We start from the raw sequence: 24,152 nt of genomic DNA, 5'->3' as shown, positions 1-24,152 counted from the left end.
GCGGACTGTAATTCATTTACTAACGGAAGCAATCCCTCAGATCGTTGTTGCTCAGCACCACCACCGGCCGGCCGCGCAGGTCGGGGCGGAACAGCCTCTCGCAAGAGACATAGAAATTGTTGCAGTCGACCAGAGCGAAGACCTGGCGCGTCATGCCGCAACCAGACCACGGCGAACTATGCTGGTTACCACCCCGAACACTTCGAGGTCTTCCTCCGGCTGGAAGCGGATATCGGGGTAGTCCGCGTTCGCGGCGCGCAGCACCGGTATGCCGCCTTCGAACATCAGCACCTTGGCGGTGAACTCACCGCGCACCACCGCGACGACCACCTGGCCCTGCCGGGCTTCAATCGAGCGATCGACTACGGCGATATCCCCATCCAGGATGCCCAGATCGCGCAGACTGTCACCTCGAATACGCACCAGGTACGTCGCTGCAGGATGGGTGATGCACAGCTCATCGAGCGACAGCGTCGCCTCGATGTGGTCCTCACAAGGGCTTGGGAAGCCGGCACGCACGCAGGACAGGTACAGCGGCAGCTCGTGGCGCGACTCCGAGAGCGCGCCCAGCAGAGTGGCGTTCATGGGGAATTCTCCGATACTGTATTAATATACAGTATCGGCTGTCAGGCTATTCTGACAACGAGCGCGCGACGGAGGGCTTCGGAATGTGTGGACGGTTCGCCCAGTACCGGGCGATTTCTGACTATTACGCTGAGCTGATGAGCGAGCAGCACGTCATCAGCGGCTGGGACGAAACCCCGCTCGGCCGCTACAACGTCATGCCTCAGTCCCGAGCGCAGCTGCTACATGCTGAACCAGGCGGCCTGGTCTTCCAAGCGGTGCGATGGTGGTGGGAGCCATCCTGGGCAGGTAGCGGCGGGCCGCGGAACAAATTCAACGCGCGTCTCGATAAGGTGGCCACCAGCCCGTTCTACAGGGCAATCTGGCCACACAGAGCGATCATCTGCGCAGACGGCTGGTACGAGTGGGTGGCAAACCCGAGCGACGCCAAGGACAAGCAGCCGTACTTCTTGCGACGCGGTGATGGAGCGGTGCTTTTCATCCCGGCAGTCGGCCAGTTTCCTCATCCTGGGGATGAGCCACGCGACACCGATGGCTTCCGCATGATTACCGACGACGCCGCCGGCGGCATGCGCGATGTCCATGATCGCAGGCCCGTTGTGCTGTCGGCGCCCCAGGCCCGCGAATGGCTCGACCTGCAGACCAGCTCGCAACGAGCTGAACAGCTCCTGCATCAGGGGCTGCCGGCGGACATGTTCTGCTTCTATCGCGTCAGCAAAGCGGTCAGCCATCGAGAGAACGGCCCATCGCTAATACTTCCGATAAAGCACAATGATCTAGATCAGTAAAACCAACATCAAAGCAAGCAACAGTGTGTTGCAAACACTGCAACAAAAACACCTTGTCGATTCCGGGAATCACTTCTAGTTTCTTTTCGCCATCCATGAAATGGCGCTTCTTGATCAATTTGCAAAAAGGAATTAGCAGAACATGAAACTCGTACTGAACTTCGACGGCTCCGCCCTCACTGCCAACAACCTCCAGCAAGCAATGACTGCAGCAGGGGCAAACACCACAATTAACATCGACACGGCGCAAGCCGTCAATATCACCACACTACTGCAAGTGATCGGCATCGCGGGGAATACCAAGCACCTCAACGCAACATTCAATGGGGCGCAACTGACCTCGAACAACTTGCAACAGGCTGTAAATGCATCCGGCAGTAATACTAGCATCGCCGTCAACACTGCACAGGCGGTCAACATCAACACACTTCTTTCGATAATCGCCTCCGTTGGCACCACCAAACACTTCAGCGCCGACTTCAATGGTGCTCAACTCACTGCCAACAACCTCCAGCAAGCAGTAACCGCCGCTCAGTCCGGTACTAGCATCAGCGTAAACACTGCTCAAGCGGCGAACATCACCGCACTCCTCGAAGCGATTAATGACGCGGGCAATAGCAAGGTCTTTAGCGCCAACTTCAACGGCGCCCAACTCTCCGGGACAAACCTGCAACAGGCACTGACCGCTGCCGGCACCAACACGTCCATTGGCGTGAACACCGCCCAAGCCGTCAACATCACTACCTTACTGCAATTGCTGAGCATCGCAGGTAACACTAAGAAGTTCAGCGCTGATTTCAATGGCGCACAGCTAACCTCGAACAACCTTCAGCAGGCCGTCAGCGCAGCAGGCACCAATGTCAGCATCAGCCTCAACACCGCCCAGGCAGCGAACATCACGGCCCTGCTTCAGGCGATCCAAAACGCTGGCAACACAAAGAACTTCAGCGCCGATTTCAACGGTGCACAGTTGACAGCTAACAACTTGCAACAAGCGCTAACTGCCGCAGGAAGCAAGACCAAGATCAGTGTCAACACTGCCCAAGCGGTAAATATTAGCACCATGCTACAACTGCTCTCTATTGCCGGAGCTAGCAAGCTCTTCAGCGCCACATTTAACGGCGCACAGCTAACAGCCAACAACTTGCAGCAAGCAGTTAGCAATGCGGGGGCGAATACTACGATCATTGTCGCGAGCGCACAAAGCGCGCCCATCGCGACCATACTGGATATCATCGGCACGGCCGGCTAACGAATATACGCAGGTACTCACTGAGTACCTGCATTCATAGCTCAATTCATTCTGGTACGAATCTCTACAAGTCTTCCATCGACAAAGCGAAGATATTGATACGCACCATTACTAGGTCCATAAACCCAATTCTCAATAGTCGCCGCACCTTTTGCAACGTAACCATTGGCATCAACAGCCGGCCCAACTACCTGGCGCTGCGCCGGCTCACCACACTTCCTAATAACATCAACTATCAGCTCACCTTCACTTATCAGATTACTTCCGCAACGCATTGTGGCAGCCTGAGCAGACGATGCCGCAAGAGCGAGCACACCCAATAGCGAGACGATGCAAACTTCCCTAAACCTCATAACGGACTCCTTGAGACTAAATTCATCAGATATCCGAGCACCACACTACCATATCCCTGTGCCGGATAGTCATCATGAGACTTTCAATATTAGCGCATATTCTCAGTGAGAGCTTAGAAGTCGGCACTTAAAAACAGCTGCCATTATTCAACGCTTAGCGGGGTAGACCAACCAGGTGATTGAGTTCTACCACATAGAGCTCGCACAAACGCTGCGTGATAAGCCATTTGCCGTGCTTGCTTGCACGCCGCCCGTCAGAACAACCGTAGCATTGCCAAGGATCGACTAGCATTTTCGGTGACCTAGCACCTACCAATGCCGCCCAGGCCTCCCCCGCCCAGGGCGGCATCTTTTTAGTCAGTGGAATGGAAGCCATGGACATTCGAATTGAATGCGTGGCTGGGGATCCCCCCACATGGAAGGTCTTCCTGGGGGAGTTTTTCTGGTCATGCGATACACAGGAAGAGGCTGAGAACTGGGCAGCCAAAGCACAGGCACATGAACTGATGAACCCTGCATATCGGCTGCCGTCGCCGTTCCCCGCCCGCCATCCCAGAAATGATGATCATCCGCGGATCAATGAGAAGCGGTCTTGCAAGGAGCTGATCGCTAAAAAATCCCAGCAGGTTCAGTAAGCATTTATTGCTGCCTCAGCAACCCACTTACGCGAGGGTGTCCCCAGCTTCGAGAGGACACCCATGAACCTGCGCCTTACCCGATCATCGCTGCTCATCACGATAGGATTTCTTACCCTGGGGGGCCTTGCGGCTTACCAGCAGTACCAGCTGGTCAATATGCGAGGCTCCTTGGAAGGTGCTGCCGAAAAAACGTCGATCAACGCTCTTCTCGGCCGATTGGGCAAGCTCGACGAGCGAGTCGACACCTTCGCCGGCCAGCACATGGTCAGCGACGAGGATTTCCGAGCTGCCCAGCAAGCGCTATCCAACCGGATAGACGCGGCTCAGGCATATGCCAAGCAAGCAGCCGACAACGTGAACCAGCTCGCGCAGACGGCAGCCTCTGCAGGGGACATCGTGGTACTGAAGGCCGACTTGGAGACGCTCAGCAACTCCGTTCAGGAACTGAAGAAGCCCCAAGCCCAACCGGCCTCAACGCCGGCCCCAACCAAGAAATCCAATGTAGCGAAAGCCAAGCCCTCCCCTCCTAAAGCGAAACCTTCTCCGCCGGAACCTCCGCCGTTCCACATCGTGGGCATCGAGTACCGAGGAGGCGAACGCTTCCTCTCGGTCGCCCCACCGGGCAGCACGCGGTTGAGCCAGATCTACCTGATTCGCCCCGGCGACGCAGTCGCCGGCACTACCTGGCGACTCAACTCTCTCGACGACCGAGCCGCTCGGTTCGACGCCGCCGGCACAACCAAGACCATCAGCCTGCAGCCATAGGTCCGACCATGCATAAACGAGCTCTCAATCACTTCGCAATAGCAGCTGCCTCGGCGTGCTTGATGCTGGCAAGCATCTGCACGTCGGGCGCCGAGCAAAGCTCCCAGTCCGCCGCCTCGCAGTGGCAACACACAGCAGAACAGAACCTCGGTCAGCAGGCCCAGCAAGACCAGTTGGCCCGTGAATGGGGGCTCACTGAGCAGGAATACGAGCGATATCAGCTGCTGATGCAAGGTCCCCGCGGAATCTACTCCCCAGGCCTTGACCCGCTGACAGCGCTGGGCATCGAGGCGCAATCGGACGCGGAGCGGCAACGGTATGCCCAACTGCAGGTGCAAGCAGAACGACAGCGTGTCGAAAAAGAGCTTGCGTACCAGCGTGCCTACGACGAAGCCAACACCCGCATGTACCCGGGTGAAAAGGTCATCCAGATCTCCCCGAGCTCCAGCCGCAACGGCGCGGCCGGCAAGGCAACCCTGGAGAGCAGCGGGCGCCTGGCAGTCTTTGTGAAGGACGATTGCGCTCCGTGCATCGACCAGGTGCGCGCGCTGCAGACCGCCAAACGCTCCTTCGACCTGTATTTCGTAGGTAGCCAGGGCGATGACGATCGAATCCGGCGCTGGGCGATCCTCGCCGGCATCGAGCCGGCAAATGTGAAGAGCCGGCAGATCACGCTCAACCATGACCAGGGCCGCTGGCTTGGCCTGAGCCTGGGAGGTGAGCTGCCCGCTGCCGTCATGAAGGTCAACGGACAATGGCAACGCCAGTGACCCGCTTCCTTGCCCTCGTCACTGCGCTGCAGCTCTGCGTATCAGCCCGCGCCGCCGAAGAGCCACCACCGGCCTATCAGACGATAGCGATCGCGCATGGCGTACCGTCGGTAGTCCTCTACTCCGTCGCGCTGCAGGAGAGTGGCGCGCGGATCCGCGACCAACTGGTGCCATGGCCCTGGACGCTGAACGTCGCCGGCGCCGGCTATCGGTTCGCCACGCGGAAAGATGCCTGCCAGGCGCTGATGATCGCTCTCGTCACAGCCGGCCCCGCTCGTGTCGACGTCGGACTCGGGCAAACCAACATTGGCGCGAATGGCCATCGCTACAGCTCCCCCTGCGAAGGCCTCGACCCCTACAAGAACCTGGCTGTTACTGCCGAAATTCTCAGCGAGCAAAAAGCGAAGGGAGGCAGTTGGATCGACGCTGCCGGTCGCTACCACCGGCCTGCCGGTGGCGCACCAGCTGCGCGCTATCGCGAGTCGTTCGCCCGCCACCTCAGCCGAGTAACCGGCATCAACCTCCTGGTGACCAACCCATGAAGCTTCCGCTCGCGCGCTGCCTGGTCGCGCTCAGCCTAACCTTCCCTTACACCCTGGCATCCGCTGGCCAACTGGTTGTCGTCGAGGATCATGGTGGTGTTTCCGCCCTCCCCTACTACCAGGACCTCGTACCTGATCCGGCTGACGCCCAGCGCCCTCCACTACAGGGCGTCCAAATGGGCGGAGCCTTTCCCGTTGTAACGCCGGAGATGACTCCCGGCCTAGTTCAGGGCCGGGTGATCAACGCTCCAGGGCTCCAGCCCCTGTTCCTGGTTGGGGACGATGAGCGTTCCAGGACCTGGCTGCAGCAGCACCTGCAGCAGCTCCAACAACTGCAGGCGGTAGGGCTGGTAGTAAACGTCAGCGGGCCGAGCCGTCTGGCCGAAGTGAGGAAGTGGGGACCGGGCCTACAACTGCTCCCCACGCTGGGATCGGACATCGCCGGTCGACTCGGCCTACGCCACTACCCCGTCCTCATCACATCGACCACCGTCCAGCAGTAGGAGGCGCTCTTGTCGTCGCTCAACTCTCCACGCATGACCCTGATGATCGAATTGCCGAAGGACGTGCGGCGCCAGGACCTCATGCTCGACCAGATGCAACACGTCATCACCCTTTTCGGCGGCCGCGTTGCCTGGAGAACCGAGGACGACCTCCTAGCCATGCTCCAGCGTCTGCGCGAACGGCTCGCAACAGGAAACCAGCAGGATCCTCAACAAAGCATCACGTCTCCGGGGAGCTAATTGCCATGGCCGCCACGTATACGCTGGATGCGCTACTGCGCCCTCCTGTGGAGCTATACACCACCACCATCAGCTACATGGCCGCGGCGCTCTGTGTCCTAGCGCCCTGGGCACTAGCCCTTACGCCGCTCTTCGGCTTGATCGCTGCGCTGATGTTCGCCTACCTGGGAACGATCCGGCTGATGCAAGCGCTTCGAGTTCTTCGCTACCAGAAGAACATCCGTCGACTACCGCACTACACGATGACCAGCGCCGAGATGCCCATCAGCAACGAGCGTTTGTTTATCGGCAAGGGATTCCGTTGGACTCAAAAGCATACGCAACGCCTGGCTGATACCTACCTCCCTCAGTTCGCCCCCTATGTAGAGCCATCGCCCTTGTACCAGCGCGCGCGGCGCCTCGAGGAGCGACTGGAGTTCGCACCATTCCCGCTGAGCGTTCTGGCCAAGGCCACATCGTGGGACTCATCCTGGAACCCAGCGCGGCCTCTACCACCCGTTGGAGGCCTGCCACGGCTACATGGTATCGAGCCAGAGGAGCACGACGTCAGCTTGGCGCTGGGGGAGCGGCCGGGCCACACGCTTGTTCTGGGCACAACTCGGGTGGGCAAGACCCGACTCGCCGAGTTGTTCATCACCCAAGATATCCGTCGAACCCATCGCCGGCGCCGGCGCGTCCAGATGGGGCGGCGTACCCAGACCGTTCACCATGGCCACCGACGTCGGCGCGAAAGCGAGCAGCCCGATCACGAGGTCGTAATCGTCTTCGATCCGAAGGGCGATGCCGATCTACTCAAGCGCATGTACGTCGAGTGCGCCCGTGCGGGAAGACTGGATGAGTTCTACGTCTTCCATCTGGGCTGGCCCGACATCTCCGCCCGCTACAATGCTGTCGGGCGGTTTGGCCGCATTAGCGAAGTGGCGACTCGCATCGCCGGGCAACTGTCTGGCGAGGGGAACAGCGCGGCATTCCGAGAATTTGCCTGGCGATTCGTCAACATCATCGCCCAGTCCTTGGTCGCCCTGGGCAGGCGTCCGGACTACGAGCAGATCCGCCGGCACGTCATCAACATCGACGAACTGTTTGTGGAGTACGCGCAGAAATACTTCGCCGATCACGATCTCAAGGCCTGGGAAGCCATCGTGGCCATCGAGGGCAAGATCGACCGGAAGACTCTCAGCTTCGCAATGAAAGACCGGCCGCTGCGGGTGGTGGCCATCGATGCCTACCTTACGCAGAAGCGCATCTCGGACTCCGTCATGGATGGCTTGCGCAGCGCAGTGCGCTACGACAAAACCTACTTCGACAAGATCGTCGCGTCGCTCTTGCCGCTCCTGGAGAAACTCACGACCGGCCGGATCGCAGAGCTGCTCTCACCCGACTACCTGGACCTCAACGACTCGCGGCCAATCTTCGACTGGATGCAGGTCATCCGGAAGCGCGCTGTCGTCTACATCGGGCTCGACGCCCTGTCGGATACCGAGGTGTCCTCGGCCGTCGGCAACTCGATGTTCAGCGACCTGGTCTCGGTTGCCGGCCACATCTACAAACATGGTCTCGACGATGGCCTTCCCGGCGGCCAGGCCGCAGGCAAGGTGCGTATCAACCTTCACGCCGACGAGTTCAACGAGCTGATCGGCGACGAGTTCATCCCCATGGTCAACAAGGCAGGCGGAGCCGGCATCCAGGTGACCGCGTATACGCAGACCCTGAGCGACATCGAGGCCAAGATCGGCTCCCGGGCAAAAGCTGGCCAGGTCGTGGGTAACTTCAACAACCTGTTCATGCTACGGGTTCGTGAGACAGCTACGGCCGAGCTGCTGACCAATCAGTTGCCCAAGGTGCAGATCTACAACAGCACGCCGGCGAGCAGTGCGAACGACTCGGTCAACGGCAAGACGGCGTTCACCTCGAATACCCACGACCAGGTGCAGATGACCAGCGTGCCAATGATTGAGCCGGCACACGTGGTAGGCCTGCCAAAGGGACAGTGCTTTGCGCTCATCGAAGGCGGAAACCTGTGGAAGATCCGCATGCCACTACCTGCCAACGATCCCGACGAGGTCTTACCGAAGAACCTGCAGGAAATGGCAGCAGGCATGCGCAAAGGAGCGACATCCAACTCCGGGGAATGGTGGGAGGCCCCCGGCTACCAGAACATCAACGATGGGCTCCCTGCCGACCTGGTCGACGATTTCCGTCACCTGGGCGGCAGCGACGAGGCGGCTTGAGAGATGAACCATGGCTGAAATCGCTGAACGAGCCCAGACCCAGCAGGAGCGCCCAGAGTCCCTCCTGCGTACGATCATTGGCCTCCCCTTCCAGCTCGCCGGCGTGCTCTTCGGCTCGTTGCTGGCAGCGGTGGTAGTGGAGTGGCTCTGCCTCTACTTCTTCTGGCCAGAGGCTGGCTGGCAGCATGCCCAGGAAATGCTCAATTACGAGCTGGGATGGCTGTCCCAGGGACTTCTGCACAGCGTTCTGGTCCAGGAACCCGGCCACACGGCGAAATGGATCGTGGGCCTGATCTACGAGTGGCTGATCGTGAAAACCGGCCTCTTTGACTGGATGCAAGGGATGTCCTCGGTGGCGCAGGCAGGCCCCAGATCGGAATTCGACGTCCGCTACCTCGCCGCCCAGGGAGTGTCCACCGTGCAGACCTATGCCCTGGCCGCACTCTTCACAATTCTGACCTTCTGCGTCAGGACAGTGGTCCTGGTGCTGACGATCCCGCTCTTCGCCATGGCGGCCTTCACCGGTCTAGTCGACGGACTGGTCCGGCGCGACCTGCGTAAGTTCGGCGCCGGCCGGGAGTCCAGCTACCTGTACCACAAGGCCAGAAGCACGATGCTTCCCTTGGCGATCCTGCCCTGGACGCTGTATCTCGCCATACCGATTAGCATCAGCCCTCTCCTGGTCCTGCTGCCCTGTGCATCGCTGCTGGGTGTTTCGGTCAGCATCACAGCTGCCAGCTTCAAGAAGTACCTCTAAGGAGCACAATATGCAGTGGACACCAGATCAACAGCCCATCATTGGATCGCGAGCCAACAAGCACAATAGATTGGCATTCGCCGGCACTGGCAAACGACCACGCTAGCAGGCTGCGAAATAGCACCTCACATGACCAGCGATTGCATCCGATTTGATCAGCCAACCGCATTCGTGTTGACAGCCTCGCGAAGAGGCGACCGGCAGAGCAAGCCTGTGGGTTCAATCCGTGAAAGCAACACGCCTAGCCCAGTTTAAACGGAGAGGGCTTGGCAGCATCTGCCTCATGCCCGCTGCGTGTTAAGTCTGTGACTATACTCTGCGCCGGCCTAGCGACCTGCGTCGCTCAGCTTCCGTAAGCCTTTACTCTGGTAGCCAAGGACATTGGAGATCAACGTGAGTGAACGCCCCGCCACCAAGCTCTCTCTGCTTGCGCTTTTCGCGATGGTTGTCGGCTCCATGGTCGGTGCTGGCATCTTCAACCTGCCGGGACGCTTCGCCACCGCGACCGGTCCTTTCGGCGCCATCATCGCCTGGGCGATCGCCGGCACCGGAATGTACATGCTGGCTCGGGTGTTCCAGACCCTGGCCGCGAAGCGCCCGGACATCGACTCCGGCGTCTTCGCCTACGCCAAGGCCGGGTTCGGCGACTACGTAGGCTTTCTGTCGGCATTCGGCTACTGGCTGGGCAGTTGCCTGGGCAATGTCTTCTACTGGGTGCTGATCGGCTCGACGCTCGGGCGCTTTTTTCCCGAAGTCTTCGGCGATGGCAGCAGCGCCCCGGCCATCGCCGTCTCGCTGGTCGGCATCTGGCTGTTTCACTTCCTCATCCTGCGTGGGGTCGAGCAGGCCGCCTACATCAACACCGTGGTGACCATCGCGAAGATCGTGCCCATCTTAGTGGCCATCCTTTCGTTCATCTTCTTCTTTCACTACGATCAATTCGCCGAGAACTTCTTCGGTGGCACCGGCATGCCGGAGAAGCCCCTCCTGCAGCAAGTGCGGGACACGATGCTGATCACCGTCTTTGTGTTCATCGGCATCGAAGGGGCCAGCGTCTACTCGCGCTATGCGCGGACTCGCTCGGACGTTGGTCGCGCCACCATCCTGGGGTTCGTCGCCGTTACCGGCCTGATGGTGGCGGTAACCCTCCTGCCATACGCCGTAGCGCCACGGGCGGTCATCGCAGGGGTCTCCAACCCTTCGTTGGCGGGGGCCCTGGAGCTGGTCGTCGGCCACTGGGGGGCGGTGTTCATCTCGATCAGCGTCCTGGTTTCGGTCCTCGGCGCCTACCTCGCCTGGTCGCTTATCTGTGCTGAAGTGCTGTTCGCCGCCGCAGGTTCAAAAGACATGCCCAGGGTCTTCGGGACGCAGAACGCCAACGCGGTTCCGGCCAACGCCCTCTGGCTCACCAACGGGGTGGTTTCCTGCTTCGTCATTTCGACATTCTGGTCGCGCGATGCCTTCAACCTCATGCTGGACATGACCAGTGTCACTGCACTGCTGCCGTACCTGCTGGTTGCCATCTACGGCGTACAGGTGGCGCGCGGCGGCGAAGGCTACGAGCACGCTTCCGGCGAGCGAGGCCGCGACCTGGTGATCGGTGCGCTCGCCGTTATCTACACCCTGTTCATGTTCGTGGCTGCCGGGCTCGAATATGTTCTGCTGATGGCAGTGCTCTGCCTGGCCGGTACGGTGCTTTATTTCTGGGCCAGGAAGGAGCAGAACGCTCGGCTGTTCTCCGGTGTCGAGTTGATGATATTCGTAGTGACGATTGCTGCCGCTCTCGGCGGGATCTATGGCTTGGTGACCGGCACCATCAAGATCTAGGACCCGCAGACGCCCCATGCATCTCTTTCAAACCCGTTTCCGAGGCAATACGTAGTCGCTTGAGTCGCTCTGGCGCATTGTGTCGCATCGGCAGTTGCAGGCACCTACTCGGATGGTAGGTCGCTTTCATGCGTCCATTTCAGAATCCGGCGGCGCTCAAGAGAAATCTCGGTTGAAGAATCACAGTTCCGTCCTCGCGGATGAAACACCGCTACGAAAAAGCTTGCGGGCTAAACTTTCGCCGTCCGCTTCTGGCCCAGGCCGTGTAAAAAACGTGGCTGGTGCTCTTGCTGTCCTGCCGTCGGCAGTCATAGCGGGGCAGTCCAAGAAGCGTTTCATCCACGGCGAGCATCGAGGTCAATGCACACTGCTGCCCGAGAGCCTGGATGATTACGTCGCGGCCCCCAATCCGGTGCGAATAGTCGATGTGTTCGTCGATGAACTCGATCTTGGGCGGATGGGCTTCGGCCACGTGATTCCCGCCAAAACTGGCCGCCCTGCGTATCACCCGGCCGTCCTGCTGAAGATCTACATCTACGGTTACCTCAACCGCATCCAGTCGAGTCGCCGCCTCGAGCGTGAAGCACAAAGCAACGTCGAGTTGATGTGGCTGACCGGACGCCTGATGCCGGACGTCAAGACCATCGCCAACTTCCGCAAGGACAACGGCAAAGCCATTCGTGTTGTCTGCCGGCAGTTGAGAAAGGCCTGAAGCTGCACCGTTCCTAGAGTTCGAATCGCCAAGGCTGTGCGTTGAAAGATCAGTGCACACCGAGTGCGCTGCGGCGAGTGAGTCGCTGGGAACACGAGTCGGTGATCGACGCGATTCAGTCCCGCCTGGATCAGTTACCGGAGATGATGCGCATCCGCCGCCAGACAGTGGAGCATCCTTTCGGCACATTGAAGGCCTGGATGGACGCCACCCATTTCCTCACCAAGACGCTCAACCGCGTGAGCACGGAAATGAGCCTGCATGTGCTCGCCTACAACTTCAAACGGGTGCTGAACCTGCTGGGCAATAGTGCGCTGATAGCGGCAATGAAGGCCTGAAACCCCATTGGCAGCCTTCCGAACGCGTCGCACAGAATCGTGGAAGCAGCACTTGCCAAATCAACTGAATGCCCATGATGGACACACCAGGCCTCCAAGAGGCCGCTGGATATCGTTAAAATCAATCCATGTCCGGCCTATCCAGTGCTCGCTGTGTTTTTACACAGCTTGGTCCACGAAGGGACGTTTATTTAGGCCCGCTTTCAGGCTCCTATTCTGACTATCCCTGCTTCGCCGATCCCGTAGCTCGGTGGTAAACCCTACCAAACTTTTTAAGCACGGGATCGACCACCAAAATGGTACGTATCAAGGGGCACCCGGCAGCATCGGGATGCCTGTCGGTTTAGACACCGTTACATACGTATGGCAACTTTCTTTGGCTGCATCGCCGTAGAGCTTATCCTCACGACCCCATCGGCACATGGACGCATTTGCCCATCAGTGCTCGACGGGCGTGAGGAAGCAGCGAGACAACGAAGTGCCTAGCACTTGCTGTGTTCATTTCCCTTTAAATCGGACTCTGCTACGGGAGAAGATGCCTTCTGCTCTTTATTAACTAGAGAGTTTTCAACGAAGGATTGGCGGATTTTTTCCATCTTGGCAAACGTGCGATCCCCACCACTCTCGGCCATGGCTAGAGAAGAAGCAGCAAAAACAACAATTGCCACAAGAGTTTTGAATGAGTTCATATATTGGTCCTTGCTAATATTCATCCGTCATTTGACGGCTTGAGCATTATGCTCAAGGACATAGTAGCCAGGGCATACTGTTGGGAAGCTGAGGCCAAAATTACATTTTGGCAATTTTCAACCCACTCAGACGATCAGTGCGAGTCTCGCGGAATTGCTGAGTCACGCTTGCAGAAAGTAAATTCAATATCATTCGATAGCCATGTCCATTTCAGGGCTCAGTGTTCCGAACCAAGCTACGAGACTGACAATGACAATCGCCACTGCGAACTCAAGAATGATACTGCGCTGTAGCGCATTAATTGCAGGAGCATAACTACCAGTCTGCAACGACCGATCTAGCAAAGGACTGAGGTGATAGCGGTTTGCTGCAGCAAGCACTAACATCGCAACAAAGAGCGCGACCTTGATTGTCAGCAATAAACCGTACGTGCTCTTTACCAATCCACCAATTTCCGGACCAATTATTAGCACATAATTAGCGATGCCAGTAACTGTCAAGCTAATAACGATCAGAGCTCCTGCCTTCTCGAAACCTGTGAGCGTCCGCGACAACAAGCGGAGATGTTGCTCACCTTCAAGCTTCTTGGAGCGGAGTAGCAATACGAAGGCTACCAAGGCGCCCAGCCATCCCCCTGCACCGAGAAGGTGGGCAATGTCGCTGGTAAAATGCACATAGCGCAAGATACCCTCATCCATAGCGCCGTGCCCTGTCCAGGCCAAGCTAGCAAGGGCGATAGCACCTAGTGCGGATACTGCCAGCAGACTCAATGTTGGCGCGCGCCTGTTGAACAGGGCAGCGATCGCTGCCAATACCAAGGCCGCGACCCTGACTATCCAAGTCAACCCGACATCGGTGCCCGCTAAGATCATCTCTAAAATATGGCGATGTATTTCGAAGAAACTGGAAACACCGCTCATCACCTTAGCCATCTGAAGCATTGCAGCTACAGATAGCAAGATACCGATCAAGGCGGCCCACACCAATATCGACTCGAAGTTGAATACCGCCCCGCTGACCCGCTCTTGTCCCTTAAGGCTGTACAGGCCGAACAACGCCAAACCGAAAAGCATAATCAGATCAACATACAGGGCGAAGCGTAGAGCGATAGTGACGGGGTCGCCCATGACTTACTTCACCTTGAAGGTAACAGCGCCAGTAATCGGGTGCGTATCAGAAGAAACGGCCCGCCATTGGACCTTATAAGTACCGGTGGTGAGAGGAGCTGCCGGCGTGATGAGCATCACTTTCGGATCGGTGCCGCCCGAGACAGCTGCTTTCACGCCCATGGGGGAGGAGTGAGACATGCCTGGCATTTCAGTCATGACAAGCTTGGCGCCAGAGAGTTGAGTCAGCAGCGTTTCTGAGAAGTGCAATTCGATCTTGCCCGGAGCCTCGACGACACTTCCCTCAGCGGGCGAGGAGGAGAGCAGCTTGGGGTGTGCCTGGGCTGCCGTACTCAGCAGCACTCCCGCCCCGAGCGCAGCCATGACGGCGAACGTTTTGAGATTTTGCATGCAAGACTCCTCGCGGCTAAAACCGCTATGTTTATTTAGGAAGAAACACGGAAGGGGTGAAATAGCCAGTTAGAACCACATACGTACACCGAGGACCAGGCGTGCCTCGCTGGCGTCCTCCCCCTCTTCGCGGGCGTAGTCCGCTGTTTTTCCGTAGAGGTGGTTCCAAGTAACGCCTATGTAGGGCGCGAACTCCCGGACGACCTCGTAACGAAGCCGCAGCCCGATTTCTGAGTTAGAGATACCTGACCCGTTACCACGTTGCGGGTCATTCCGGCCGTAGAGGTTCAATTCGGCGGTCGGCTGAAGGATCAAGCGATTGGTCAAGAGGATGTCGTAATCTCCTTCGAGCCTCAGAGCGCTTTGGCCACCTTCCCCCAGGAAGGCAGTTGCCTGGGTTTCGAAGTCATACAGGGCCATCCCCTGGACGCCAACGGCTGCCCAGGTTTGTGGCGAGCCAGGTTTGAAGTCCTGCCGCACGCCGCCAACTACGTCCCACCACGGACCGATGGAGTGCCCCCACAGGGCCTGCAGCTCAGCGTTCTCGGTAACCCCATTGAGTCGCTCCCCTTCGGAGCGCAACCACAGGCGATCAATATTGCCACCGACCCAGCCGTTGGCCTCCCAACTGAGGGCACTACCTTGATCGGCGTCCTGCCACTCCAACTTATCAATGACGAATAGGGAATTGAGTGCTTGTCCCATATGGTGGTCCATGCTGCCCTTGTACACAGCGGCACGATCAGCATCGGTCAATACAGGAATTGGCGTGCGGCTTTCCGTTGGTGCAGCCGGTTGCATTCCTTGCATATCGGAGTAGTCCGCATCCTGCATCTGGGAATGATCCATGCCCTGCATCTGGGAGTGGTCCATACCCTGCATCTGGGAATGATCCATGCCCTGCATCTGGGAATGATCCATACCCTGCATCTGGGAGTGATCCATGCCCTGCATCTGGGAGCCATCCATGCCTTGCATCGGCTCTTCAGCGTGGGCACCCGCCAAAGGGAGCAAACTCACCCCAAGGACTGCGATGCTGGCTAAAACGGAGTGACGGGTCTGTTCGAGGTCCATGCTGTTCTCCTATTCCTGCACTCGCACTTCACGGAACATGCCCAGTTCCATGTGATACATCAGGTGGCAGTGATAGGCCCATCGACCAAGCGCATCAGCCGTCACGCGATAGCTGCGCTTCGAGCCCGGCGGCATGTCGATGGTGTGCTTTCTCACCATGAAGTTGCCCTGTTCATCCTCCAAATCACTCCACATGCCATGCAAATGGATGGGGTGCGTCATCATGGTGTCGTTAACCAGGGTGATACGAACACGCTCGCCATACTTGAGGAGTAGCGGCTTGGCATCAGCGAACTCAATGCCATCGAACGACCAGGAGAACTTCTCCATGTGGCCGGTCAGGTGTAGCTCGATGGTTCGGGATGGGACTCGTCCGTCAGGATCTTCGAATGTGCTCTTGAGATCGGCGTAGGTCAGCACACGCCGGCCATTGTTACGCAAGCCAATACCCGGATCGTTGAGCTTCGCCGTAGGGGTCATGGTCTGCATGTCGACCAAGGGATTATCGGCCTCGGACGCAGGGTGGGATTGCATCTGTGCGCCCATCCCCTGCATCTGGCTGTGATCCATGCCACCCATGTCGCCGTGGTCCATGCTGGACATATCCATACCCGCCATGCCGCCGTGGTCCATCCCGGACATATCCATGCCCGCCATGCTTCCATGGTCCATGCCTCCCATCCCCATATCGTCCATGGTGATTTGTGGGCGGGGATCTAGCGCCGGAACTGTCGCACTGATTCCTTCCTTTACCGCAAGCGTGCCTCGGGCGTAGCCGGTACGGTCCATCGATTGAGCAAAGATGGTGTATGCGGCCTGGTCTGTCGGCTCGACAATGACGTCATAGGTTTCAGCAACGGCAATGCGGAACTCATCAACACTTACCGGCTGGACTGGCTGCCCATCTGCAGCCACTACTGTCATCTTCAGTCCGGGAATCCGAACATCGAAGTAGGTCATTGCAGAGGCGTTGATGAAGCGCAGTCGGACCTTTTCTCCGGGCTTGAAAATGCCGGTCCAATTGGTATCAGGTGCGTGACCGTTGACGAGATAGGTGTAGGTATAACCACTTACGTCGGCGAGATCGGTTGGGCTCATCTTCATTTCAGCCCACATTTTTCGGTCGGCGACAGTTTTCGACCAACCCTTCTCGCTTACATCATCAATGAAATCCCCGACAGTGCGTTTATGAAAGTTGTAATAACCAGAGTCTTTCTTCAGCTTGGCAAGGACACGACTGGGATTCTCATCCGACCAATCGCTCAGCATGACGACATAATCACGGTCGCAAGAAATTTTCTCTGGCTCTTTGGGGTCGATAATTAACGGCCCGAAAACGCCAAGCTGCTCCTGGAAGCCAGAGTGGCTATGGTACCAGTAGGTACCATGCTGATTGACCTTGAATTTATATTCGTACATGCCATCGGGAGCAATTCCCTGGAAACTTAAACCCGGCACACCATCCATGTTGGCTGGGAGAATTATTCCATGCCAATGAATGGAGGTATCTTCCTTCAGGCGATTACGAACGCGGAGTGTAATCGTGTCACCTTCGCGCCAACGCAAAGTTGGCCCAGGAAGCGATCCATTGATGGTCATTGCTGTACGAACTGCGCCAGTCAGATTGACTGAAGTCTCACCAATGAACAGGTCGAACTCGGTACCGGCAAGCACGGCCGGTTGAGTCGGGCTGGTAAGGGCCCAGACGGGGGTGCGCCACAAACCGAGACCACCGAGAATGCCTGTCGCCGCAAGGCCCTTAACGAAAGTCCGTCTTGACGTTTTGTTCTGCATTCCACTACGACCCTGCTTGAAGAGAGCTCTTAGGAACCAATTTCTGGGGCCATTTTCGAGCCATTATGAAGTGGACTTCATTTCGAGCCTGACGATCAGAGGCTCAGATGTCCTTGAAAAATTTGCCATATTTAGGCAGTCGCGATGATTACATTTCTGTAAGGATCAGCCTTGCCGCTACCTGCCGGGGCTCGCAGGGCGTAGCCGCACGCGGCCAGCATCGCTGTTAGCCGCCGGCGGGAGCTCTACTCCCTACCCACAAGCCTGCAGCGCAACCTCGCCATCCACTAGTTTATGGCAATCTGCCCTACCATCCCTTTCTGGTAATGCCCTGGAACGTTGCACGCAAATTGCAGCCCCGATGTTTTACTAAATGTCCAAACCAGTTCCTTGGTTTGACCTGGTTCAATTAAAACGCTGTTGGCGTCATTGTGGTTCATGCTGGGCATGCTCATGCCATGCATGTCACCTTCCATACCCGCCATATCGTGCTCGGCGTCGTTAACTTTCATTGCCGTTAAATAGCCACTCTTGAACATCTCCACCATTTCCTTCTGGTGCTGCACGTGCGCCGCTGCCTTGCCCAGATTGAACTCATGAAGAACCAGCCCTTCGTTTTTCAATACAAATCGAATGGTCTCGCCATTTTTTACATCTATACGAGAAGGCTCGAAGTAGAGATCCCCAATCTTAATCTCAACTGTCCGATCTGCTTTCTCCGGCGCGCTGCGACTTCCAAAATCGAAATTCACTGCCTTTTCACTGGCCATCGAAACTGCAGAGAGAAAGAGTAAAATCCCCGCAACTAGGAAATTCCAAAATTTAGTACTCATAGAACACCTCTCAATAGAAGTTTAATTCCAGGCCAGCTCAGTTAAAAAATTATGCTCTTGGCATCAGCTCTTGAGCGCGTACTGATTGCTAAAAAATCGGCGCCAAGGCGGCGCCGATTGGCCAAAGGAGCATTGGTAAGGCCTTAAGGGGATCGTGCCAATCGTCACACCTCGCGTGTTCAGATCGTCCAAACGAAGTACTCGCTCTAGAAGTCGTCTCAACCATAGCGCTACCTGCCTGACCGTCGGCTTATGCCAAGATTACATTTTTGTAAGGATCTGGTTGGTGGCAACCAGTAGCGGCACACTCACAGCATTGTTCGGCTATGGGGCAGAAAAATGAGACTTCTTGTCGCTGAAGACGAACCCAAGATCGGCTTGTACTTGAAGCAAGGACTGAGCGAGGCCAGCTTCAATGTCGACCTGGTCAATTCGGGTACTGAAGCGCTCCAGCATGCACTCAGCGAGTCGTATGACCTGCTCATACTGGACGTGATGATGCCTGGTCTGAGCGGGTGGGAAGTACTGCGCATGGTGCGGGCCGCCGGCAAGGATGTTCCGGTGTTGTTCCTGACCGCACGCGACGGCGTGGATGATCGCGTTAAGGGACTTGAGTTGGGAGCAGATGATTACCTGGTCAAGCCTTTCGCATTTGCCGAGCTCTTGGCGCGCGTACGCACGCTACTACGGCGCGCGACAACAGCTCCAACCCTGATGACCCTAAAAATTGCGAATCTCGAAGTGGACCTGCTCAAGCGCCGGGCAGTGCGAGGCGGGGTGCGCATTGACCTGACGGCAAAGGAATTCTCGCTGCTTGAGCTGTTGATGCGGAGACGCGGGGAGGTTCTACCGAAATCACTGATTGCCTCTCAGGTATGGGACATGAACTTTGATAGCGATACGAACGTTATCGAGGTGGCAGTACGGCGGCTGAGGGCCAAGATCGACGATGACTTCGAGCCCAAGCTGATCCATACGATTAGGGGAATGGGGTACATGCTCGAAGAGCCCGAGCAGAAATGAAGCGACTATCGCTAACTGCTCGCATGAGCCTGATGTTCATGCTTGCTGTGGTGTCCGTCCTGACCGTTGCTGGAGTGAGCTTCAGTGAGTTGAGTCGTCGGCACTTCTGGATGCAGGATCAGCAGACGATCACCGAAAAGCTCAACTCCATTCAGCAAATCCTTATGTCCTCGAATGCCAATCTGGAGAGCAGTCACATTCGCTTGGAGCTGAATGCCTTACTTGGCGCGCACCATGAACTCGAATCGATCATTACCACGACGGAGGGCAATGTACTTTTCTCGAATTCAACCATTGCTAATTTGCCGTCTCAATTTTCGCAGGAAAGTGCCGGCATGTGGGAGTGGGAGAACCATGGGCGGCTGTATAGGGGTATGACTGCTCGGGTTGGCCCACAGTCGGGGCCTAGCTCGGCAACGGCCGTCCTGATATTGGATGTCACCAGCCACTCTCACTTTTTCGTGACGCTAGAACGTTGGTTTTGGATAGGCTTGGCGATCAGCGCCATTGCAAGCGGCGCCTTGGGCGTCGTGGTTGTCAGAAGTGGCTTGCGACCGATACGACAAGTTACCGCAGTGGCAGCATCGATATCAGCAAAGTCCTTGAAAGACCGTATCCCACTGGACTCCATCCCTTCTGAACTTCAAGAATTAGTAAGCTCCTTTAATGAGATGCTGGCCAGGCTAGACGATTCGTTTATACGCCTTTCCAACTTTTCGGCGGATATTGCCCATGAGCTCCGCACGCCTATTACAACACTACTCACGCACACCGAGGTGATCCTCGGAAAAAAGCGCAGCATTGATGTTTATGAGGAAAACCTCTACTCCAATCTTGATAGTTTGCATCATATGTCGAGAATGATTGACGATATGCTCTTCTTGGCAAAATCTGATAATGGCCTTATCACTCCTGGCTCGACCAAGATCAATCTTGAGGAGATTGTGCAGAGGCTCTTCGAATACTACAGCCTGCTTGCAGAGGAACGCAGCATTGAGCTTCGCCTCAGTGGTTCGTCTTCTATTCAGGGCGATAGCCTGATGCTGCATCGAGCCGTTTCCAACCTGCTATCGAATGCTGTCCGTTACACCCCTGCGGGCGCAACAATCGATGTGCTCATTGAGAGTAACGCCAATACCGTGACTCTCTCGGTCGTCAATCCTGGAGAGACAATTCCTTCCGAGCACCTCAAGAAGCTCTTCGATCGCTTCTATCGTGCCGACCCTGCACGTCGAGAGGGGGAATCGCATAACGCAGGCCTTGGCCTCGCGATCTCACGTTCAATTGTCGAGGCGCACCATGGCCGCATCTGGTGCACCTCATCAGACGGAGTGACAGCATTCCATCTGGAATTTCCACATCGCCCTTGAAGGTGCGATGTCCGGGCTAGCGGCGCGTCTTGTTGAGCTCAAGACACGCTAATTGAAAGCCCCCGGCGGGAAAGTCCACACGGTTATTGGGTTGACGGATAGTCGGCGACAACCTCGTCGGTGCCGTCACGGGTAAGCCCAATGATTTTGTAAGCCTGCTTGGTCTGCCCCATTTCCATGCCAGGCGAACCGACGGGCATGCCTGGAGCCGCGATCCCAAGCAGTTCCGGACGCTTCTCCAGCTCGTGGATCTGTGCCACCGGAACATGCCCTTCGACGAATTTTCCACCGATCACTGCGGTGTGGCAGGAGGACAGACGCGGAGCAACGCCTACGCGCTGCTTGACCGCACTCATATTCGGCTCGACGTGGTCGTTCACGCTGAAGCCATTGGCCTCCAGGTACTTGATCCAGCTCTTGCAGCAACCGCAGTTGGGGTCGCGGTATACGTCGATGGTTGTGGCGGCCTGGGCGATGGAGGCCATGAACAGTCCGGCCAGCGCCGTCAAGCGAAGTGCCTTGCGCATGATGCTCCCCCTCTTAGTGACAGCAGCAGGAACTGCCGCCGCAGCCGCGCGCCTTGCCACCCTCCGGGGCCTGGTGCGGAGCATCGAGCTTGGCCGGATAACCGGCATCCTGCAGCGCGGCCATCAGCGCCTGGACATCGGCGTCCCCATTGACGCGCACCCGTCCCGCCGCGAGGTCGACCGAAACCTCGGCAACACCAGTGACCGGCGCCAATGCAGCATTCACGTGGCGGACGCACGAAGCGCAGCTCATGCCTTCAACGTGCAGATCAAAATTTTTCATCGTGGTGACTCCTCAATAATCAGCCTTATCGCCCGGAACACTGGCTGAACCTGTCCGGAACGTGGAGCTATCCTCGACCTTGCCATGGGGGCAAGGTCAAGCTTTCCGAAACTAGCCATCGAGCGATGCCTTACGCAGGCGCACGGCGTTGAAGACGACCGATGCCGAACTTACGCTCATGGCCAATGCAGCAATAATTGGGGACAGCAGATGCCCCGTCAGGGGGTAGAACAATCCGGCGGCGAGGGGTATGCCCATGGCGTTGTAAGCGAAGGCGAAGGCCAGGTTCTGGTGCATGTTGCGCACCGTCGCCATGGATAGGTTGCGGGCGCGGAGAATACCAAGCAGGTCACCTTTGACCAGGGTGACCTGGGCACTGTTCATCGCGACGTCGGTACCGGTCCCCATCGCAATACCAACATCGGCACGCGCCAGGGCAGGCGCATCGTTGATGCCGTCTCCGGCCATCGCCACACGATGCCCAGCCGCCTGGAGGCTAGCGGTGAGGTGCTCCTTGTCCTGTGGCTTGACCTCGCCGTGCACTTCTTCAATACCCAATTGGCGGGCCACTGCACGCGCCGTGGTCGGACCGTCGCCAGTGGCCATGATGACCCTGACGCCGGCGTCCTGGAGGTATTGCACGGCCTGCCGGGAGGTCGGCTTGATAGGGTCAGCTACCGCCAACAGGCCGGCCAAGGTACCGTCCACCGCCAGGTACATGATACTTGCGCCTTCGCTACGCAGTTTTTCGGCACGTGCTTGCAGGGCCTCGCTGGACACGCCCGCATCGGCCAGCAAGGCAGTGTTGCCCAACAGCAGGCGCCGCCCATCGACCTGGCCGCGCACTCCAATCCCCGAGGCGCTCTCGAACTCATCCGTTTCGCTCAACGCCAGCCCCTGCACCCTGGCCTGATCGACAATAGCATGCGCCAGTGGATGCTCACTGCCTTGGTCAAGGCTGGCGGCCAGCCGCAGAACCTCTTCAGCACTAAAGCCGGATGCTGCTTCGACGCTCTGGAATACCGGGCGCCCTTCAGTGAGGGTGCCGGTTTTATCGACGATCAGCGTATCAATCTTGCGCAGGTTCTCGATGGCCGCCGCATCGCGGAACAGTACCCCACTGCCAGCAGCCTTGCCCGTAGCGACCATTACAGACATCGGGGTCGCCAGGCCGAGGGCGCAGGGGCAGGCGATGATCAGCACCGCCACAGCGTTGATCAGACCAAACACCCAACTGGGCTGTGGCCCCCAGACTCCCCAACCAATCAGGGTCAGGGCCGCGATGGCGATGACGACCATCACGAAGTAGCCGGCAATGACGTCAGCCAGGCGCTGCATCGGCGCCTTCGAGCGTTGCGCCTGCACAACCATCTGCACGATCTGCGCAAGCATGGTTTCCGATCCGACCTTTTGCGCCTGCATCACCAGGCTGCCGTGGGTGTTCAAGGTTGCCCCGATGAGCGTGTCGCCCACTTGCTTCAGCACCGGCAGAGGTTCGCCAGTCAGCATGGATTCATCGACGGCGCTTTCGCCCTGTACGACCAGGCCATCGACCGGGACCTTCTCTCCGGGGCGGACGCGCAACCTATCGCCCGGGTGCACATGGCTCTGCGGGATGTCCTCTTCGCTGCCATCGGCATTGATCCGCCGGGCTGTCTTCGGTGCTAGGCCAAGTAACGACTTGATGGCCGCCGAGGTCTGCGAGCGGGCCTTGAGTTCGAGTATCTGCCCCAGCAGGGTGAGCGAGATGATGACGGCCGCCGCCTCGAAGTAGACGCCAATGCGGCCCTCCATCATGAAGTTCGCAGGGAAGACCGTCGGCGCCAGGGTGGCTACGAGGCTGTAGAGATAGGCGGCGGAAGTCCCCAGGCCGATCAACGTCCACATGTTGGGGCTGCGCTGTAGCACCGAGCGCACTCCGCGCACGTAGAACGGCCAGCCCGCCCAGAGCACCACCGGGCTGGCGATCACCAGCTCGACCCAGTTCTGCGTGGCGCCGTGGAACAGGTTCAAGGCATGCCCCCCCATGGCCAGAATGGTGACCACGATGGTCAGGGGTAAGGTCCACCAGAAGCGCCGGGAGAAGTCCCGGAGCTCAGGGTTCTCTTCCTGCTCCAGTTCCGGCAGCACCGGCTCCAGGGTCATGCCGCACTTTGGGCAGGAGCCTGGACCGAGCTGACGTATCTCGGGATGCATTGGGCAGGTGTACCAGGTGTCACTTGCTCCCGTCGGGAGGTCGGTCGTCTCTTCCCGCACAGCGGCACTATAGTTTTCCGGTGCCGCCTTGAACTTTGACAGGCACTTTTCGCTGCAGAACCGGTAGACCTTCCCGGCGTACTGCAGTTGATGGGGACTGTCTGTTTTAACCATCATCCCGCAGACAGGGTCCTTCACTTCAGCGGAGGAGGTTTCGTTTCCGGGTAATGGATGCGTGTGTTCATGACTGTGCATGAGTCAGCCTCTATCGTCGTCCTTGGGGGCATTGTCCGTTCCGCCATGATGGCCGTGGCCGCCGTGGTGATGGCCGAACAGGTGCATCAGCGGGCACAGCAACAGGATTGCGTACGGCAACAGCAGCGAGATATGACCGTAGTGCTCTCGCGCCAGGTAGAACAAGGCAATCACCAGCAACATACCCAGGGCAATACCGGGCTTACTGCGCCAAAAGGACGGCGGAGGCTGATGGGATGAAGGCGAAGCGTTCATAAGTATTCTCCAGGGCGAAAGTGGGGGGCTCCGT

At 57.9% G+C, this 24,152-nt stretch carries 25 protein-coding genes and 2 pseudogenes; 14 read left to right on the top strand and 13 right to left on the bottom strand.

Features of this window, described 5'->3' with window-relative positions; genetic code table 11:
- Window positions 1–40: 40 nt before the first annotated feature.
- Window positions 41–154, bottom strand: a pseudogene (locus L6D89_RS25295) (Y-family DNA polymerase); the annotation flags it as partial.
- The gene (locus L6D89_RS25290; protein WP_070878172.1) at window positions 151–585 is read right to left on the bottom strand and encodes a LexA family protein; all 435 of its coding nucleotides are present in this window, start codon (window positions 583–585) and stop codon (window positions 151–153) included. The gene L6D89_RS25290 and the pseudogene L6D89_RS25295, both read right to left, overlap by 4 nt.
- Window positions 586–668: 83 nt before the next feature.
- Between L6D89_RS25290 and L6D89_RS25285 the strand changes: the two genes are divergently transcribed.
- Both L6D89_RS25285 and L6D89_RS25280 read left to right on the top strand, forming a co-directional pair.
- Window positions 669–1,373, top strand: a complete 705-nt coding sequence (locus L6D89_RS25285; protein WP_070878174.1) for an SOS response-associated peptidase — start codon at window positions 669–671, stop codon at window positions 1,371–1,373.
- 142 nt (window positions 1,374–1,515) lie between these two features.
- Window positions 1,516–2,625 carry a hypothetical protein gene (locus tag L6D89_RS25280; protein WP_070878176.1) on the top strand — a complete coding sequence of 370 codons (1,110 nt, stop codon included), beginning with the start codon at window positions 1,516–1,518 and terminating at the stop codon, window positions 2,623–2,625.
- Window positions 2,626–2,666: 41 nt separating this feature from the next.
- Here L6D89_RS25280 and L6D89_RS25275 read toward each other — a convergent pair whose 3' ends face one another.
- Window positions 2,667–2,900, bottom strand: coding sequence for a DUF2845 domain-containing protein (locus L6D89_RS25275; protein ID WP_236201529.1), 234 nt, complete (start codon window positions 2,898–2,900; stop codon window positions 2,667–2,669).
- 452 nt (window positions 2,901–3,352) lie between these two features.
- Here L6D89_RS25275 and L6D89_RS25270 point away from each other — a divergent pair, with 452 nt between their 5' ends.
- From L6D89_RS25270 to L6D89_RS25225, 10 genes and pseudogenes are all read left to right on the top strand, one after another.
- Entirely contained in the window at window positions 3,353–3,613 is a 261-nt protein-coding gene (locus L6D89_RS25270; RefSeq protein ID WP_141766083.1) for a hypothetical protein, read from the top strand.
- Window positions 3,614–3,676: 63 nt separating this feature from the next.
- Window positions 3,677–4,381, top strand: a complete 705-nt coding sequence (locus L6D89_RS25265; RefSeq protein ID WP_070878178.1) for a methyl-accepting chemotaxis protein — start codon at window positions 3,677–3,679, stop codon at window positions 4,379–4,381.
- Between the two features lie 62 nt (window positions 4,382–4,443).
- Entirely contained in the window at window positions 4,444–5,151 is a 708-nt protein-coding gene (locus L6D89_RS25260) for a TIGR03759 family integrating conjugative element protein (protein ID WP_081884769.1), read from the top strand.
- Window positions 5,136–5,693 carry a lysozyme family protein gene (locus tag L6D89_RS25255; protein ID WP_043273916.1) on the top strand — a complete coding sequence of 186 codons (558 nt, stop codon included), beginning with the start codon at window positions 5,136–5,138 and terminating at the stop codon, window positions 5,691–5,693. Before L6D89_RS25260 ends, L6D89_RS25255 begins: the two co-directional genes overlap by 16 nt.
- Window positions 5,690–6,196, top strand: coding sequence for an integrating conjugative element protein (locus L6D89_RS25250; protein WP_070878180.1), 507 nt, complete (start codon window positions 5,690–5,692; stop codon window positions 6,194–6,196). Before L6D89_RS25255 ends, L6D89_RS25250 begins: the two co-directional genes overlap by 4 nt.
- Window positions 6,197–6,205: 9 nt before the next feature.
- The gene (locus L6D89_RS25245) at window positions 6,206–6,436 is read left to right on the top strand and encodes a hypothetical protein (protein WP_141678572.1); all 231 of its coding nucleotides are present in this window, start codon (window positions 6,206–6,208) and stop codon (window positions 6,434–6,436) included.
- Between the two features lie 5 nt (window positions 6,437–6,441).
- The gene (gene traD / locus L6D89_RS25240; protein ID WP_043273912.1) at window positions 6,442–8,667 is read left to right on the top strand and encodes a type IV conjugative transfer system coupling protein TraD; all 2,226 of its coding nucleotides are present in this window, start codon (window positions 6,442–6,444) and stop codon (window positions 8,665–8,667) included.
- A 10-nt stretch (window positions 8,668–8,677) separates the two neighbouring features.
- Window positions 8,678–9,424, top strand: a complete 747-nt coding sequence (locus L6D89_RS25235) for a TIGR03747 family integrating conjugative element membrane protein (RefSeq protein WP_043273911.1) — start codon at window positions 8,678–8,680, stop codon at window positions 9,422–9,424.
- A gap of 393 nt (window positions 9,425–9,817) precedes the next feature.
- Window positions 9,818–11,251, top strand: coding sequence for a basic amino acid/polyamine antiporter (locus tag L6D89_RS25230; RefSeq protein WP_043274007.1), 1,434 nt, complete (start codon window positions 9,818–9,820; stop codon window positions 11,249–11,251).
- Between the two features lie 310 nt (window positions 11,252–11,561).
- A pseudogene (locus L6D89_RS25225) lies at window positions 11,562–12,301 on the top strand (transposase).
- Between the two features lie 482 nt (window positions 12,302–12,783).
- Here the strand turns inward: L6D89_RS25225 and L6D89_RS25220 are convergent.
- From L6D89_RS25220 to L6D89_RS25195, 6 genes are all read right to left on the bottom strand, one after another.
- Entirely contained in the window at window positions 12,784–12,990 is a 207-nt protein-coding gene (locus L6D89_RS25220) for a co-regulatory protein PtrA N-terminal domain-containing protein (protein ID WP_081884768.1), read from the bottom strand.
- Between the two features lie 189 nt (window positions 12,991–13,179).
- Window positions 13,180–14,118 (bottom strand): copper homeostasis membrane protein CopD, encoded by a 939-nt coding sequence (gene copD / locus L6D89_RS25215; RefSeq protein WP_043273910.1) that lies wholly within the window; start codon window positions 14,116–14,118, stop codon window positions 13,180–13,182.
- Window positions 14,119–14,121: 3 nt separating this feature from the next.
- Window positions 14,122–14,508 carry a copper homeostasis periplasmic binding protein CopC gene (gene copC / locus L6D89_RS25210; RefSeq protein ID WP_043273908.1) on the bottom strand — a complete coding sequence of 129 codons (387 nt, stop codon included), beginning with the start codon at window positions 14,506–14,508 and terminating at the stop codon, window positions 14,122–14,124.
- 69 nt (window positions 14,509–14,577) lie between these two features.
- A complete protein-coding gene (locus tag L6D89_RS25205; protein ID WP_442962597.1) occupies window positions 14,578–15,462 on the bottom strand; it encodes a copper resistance protein B in 885 nt (294 codons plus the stop codon).
- A gap of 129 nt (window positions 15,463–15,591) precedes the next feature.
- Entirely contained in the window at window positions 15,592–17,376 is a 1,785-nt protein-coding gene (locus L6D89_RS25200; RefSeq protein WP_043273905.1) for a copper resistance system multicopper oxidase, read from the bottom strand.
- 287 nt (window positions 17,377–17,663) lie between these two features.
- Window positions 17,664–18,209 carry a cupredoxin domain-containing protein gene (locus tag L6D89_RS25195; protein WP_070878182.1) on the bottom strand — a complete coding sequence of 182 codons (546 nt, stop codon included), beginning with the start codon at window positions 18,207–18,209 and terminating at the stop codon, window positions 17,664–17,666.
- A 339-nt stretch (window positions 18,210–18,548) separates the two neighbouring features.
- On the opposite strand from L6D89_RS25195, the gene L6D89_RS25190 reads away from it, so the two are divergent.
- Entirely contained in the window at window positions 18,549–19,232 is a 684-nt protein-coding gene (locus L6D89_RS25190; protein WP_043273903.1) for a heavy metal response regulator transcription factor, read from the top strand.
- Entirely contained in the window at window positions 19,229–20,602 is a 1,374-nt protein-coding gene (locus L6D89_RS25185) for a heavy metal sensor histidine kinase (RefSeq protein WP_043273902.1), read from the top strand. Before L6D89_RS25190 ends, L6D89_RS25185 begins: the two co-directional genes overlap by 4 nt.
- 83 nt (window positions 20,603–20,685) lie before the next feature.
- Here the strand turns inward: L6D89_RS25185 and L6D89_RS25180 are convergent, their stop codons facing one another.
- From L6D89_RS25180 to L6D89_RS25165, 4 genes are all read right to left on the bottom strand, one after another.
- Window positions 20,686–21,129, bottom strand: a complete 444-nt coding sequence (locus tag L6D89_RS25180) for a DUF411 domain-containing protein (RefSeq protein ID WP_043273901.1) — start codon at window positions 21,127–21,129, stop codon at window positions 20,686–20,688.
- Window positions 21,130–21,142: 13 nt separating this feature from the next.
- Complete coding sequence (locus L6D89_RS25175; protein ID WP_065084501.1) at window positions 21,143–21,412, bottom strand: heavy-metal-associated domain-containing protein; 270 nt, start codon at window positions 21,410–21,412, stop codon at window positions 21,143–21,145.
- A 111-nt stretch (window positions 21,413–21,523) separates the two neighbouring features.
- The gene (locus tag L6D89_RS25170) at window positions 21,524–23,863 is read right to left on the bottom strand and encodes a heavy metal translocating P-type ATPase (protein WP_141678362.1); all 2,340 of its coding nucleotides are present in this window, start codon (window positions 23,861–23,863) and stop codon (window positions 21,524–21,526) included.
- A gap of 3 nt (window positions 23,864–23,866) precedes the next feature.
- Window positions 23,867–24,118: a DUF2933 domain-containing protein gene (locus tag L6D89_RS25165; RefSeq protein ID WP_043273897.1), complete on the bottom strand. Its 252-nt coding sequence runs from the start codon at window positions 24,116–24,118 to the stop codon at window positions 23,867–23,869.
- Window positions 24,119–24,152: the final 34 nt, after the last annotated feature.

This window comes from Pseudomonas pseudonitroreducens (assembly GCF_021603645.1).
GTDB lineage: Bacteria > Pseudomonadota > Gammaproteobacteria > Pseudomonadales > Pseudomonadaceae > Pseudomonas > Pseudomonas pseudonitroreducens.
The sequence above is the reverse complement of the archived record's forward strand: the minus strand, read 5'-3'. Positions and strand labels throughout refer to the sequence as shown.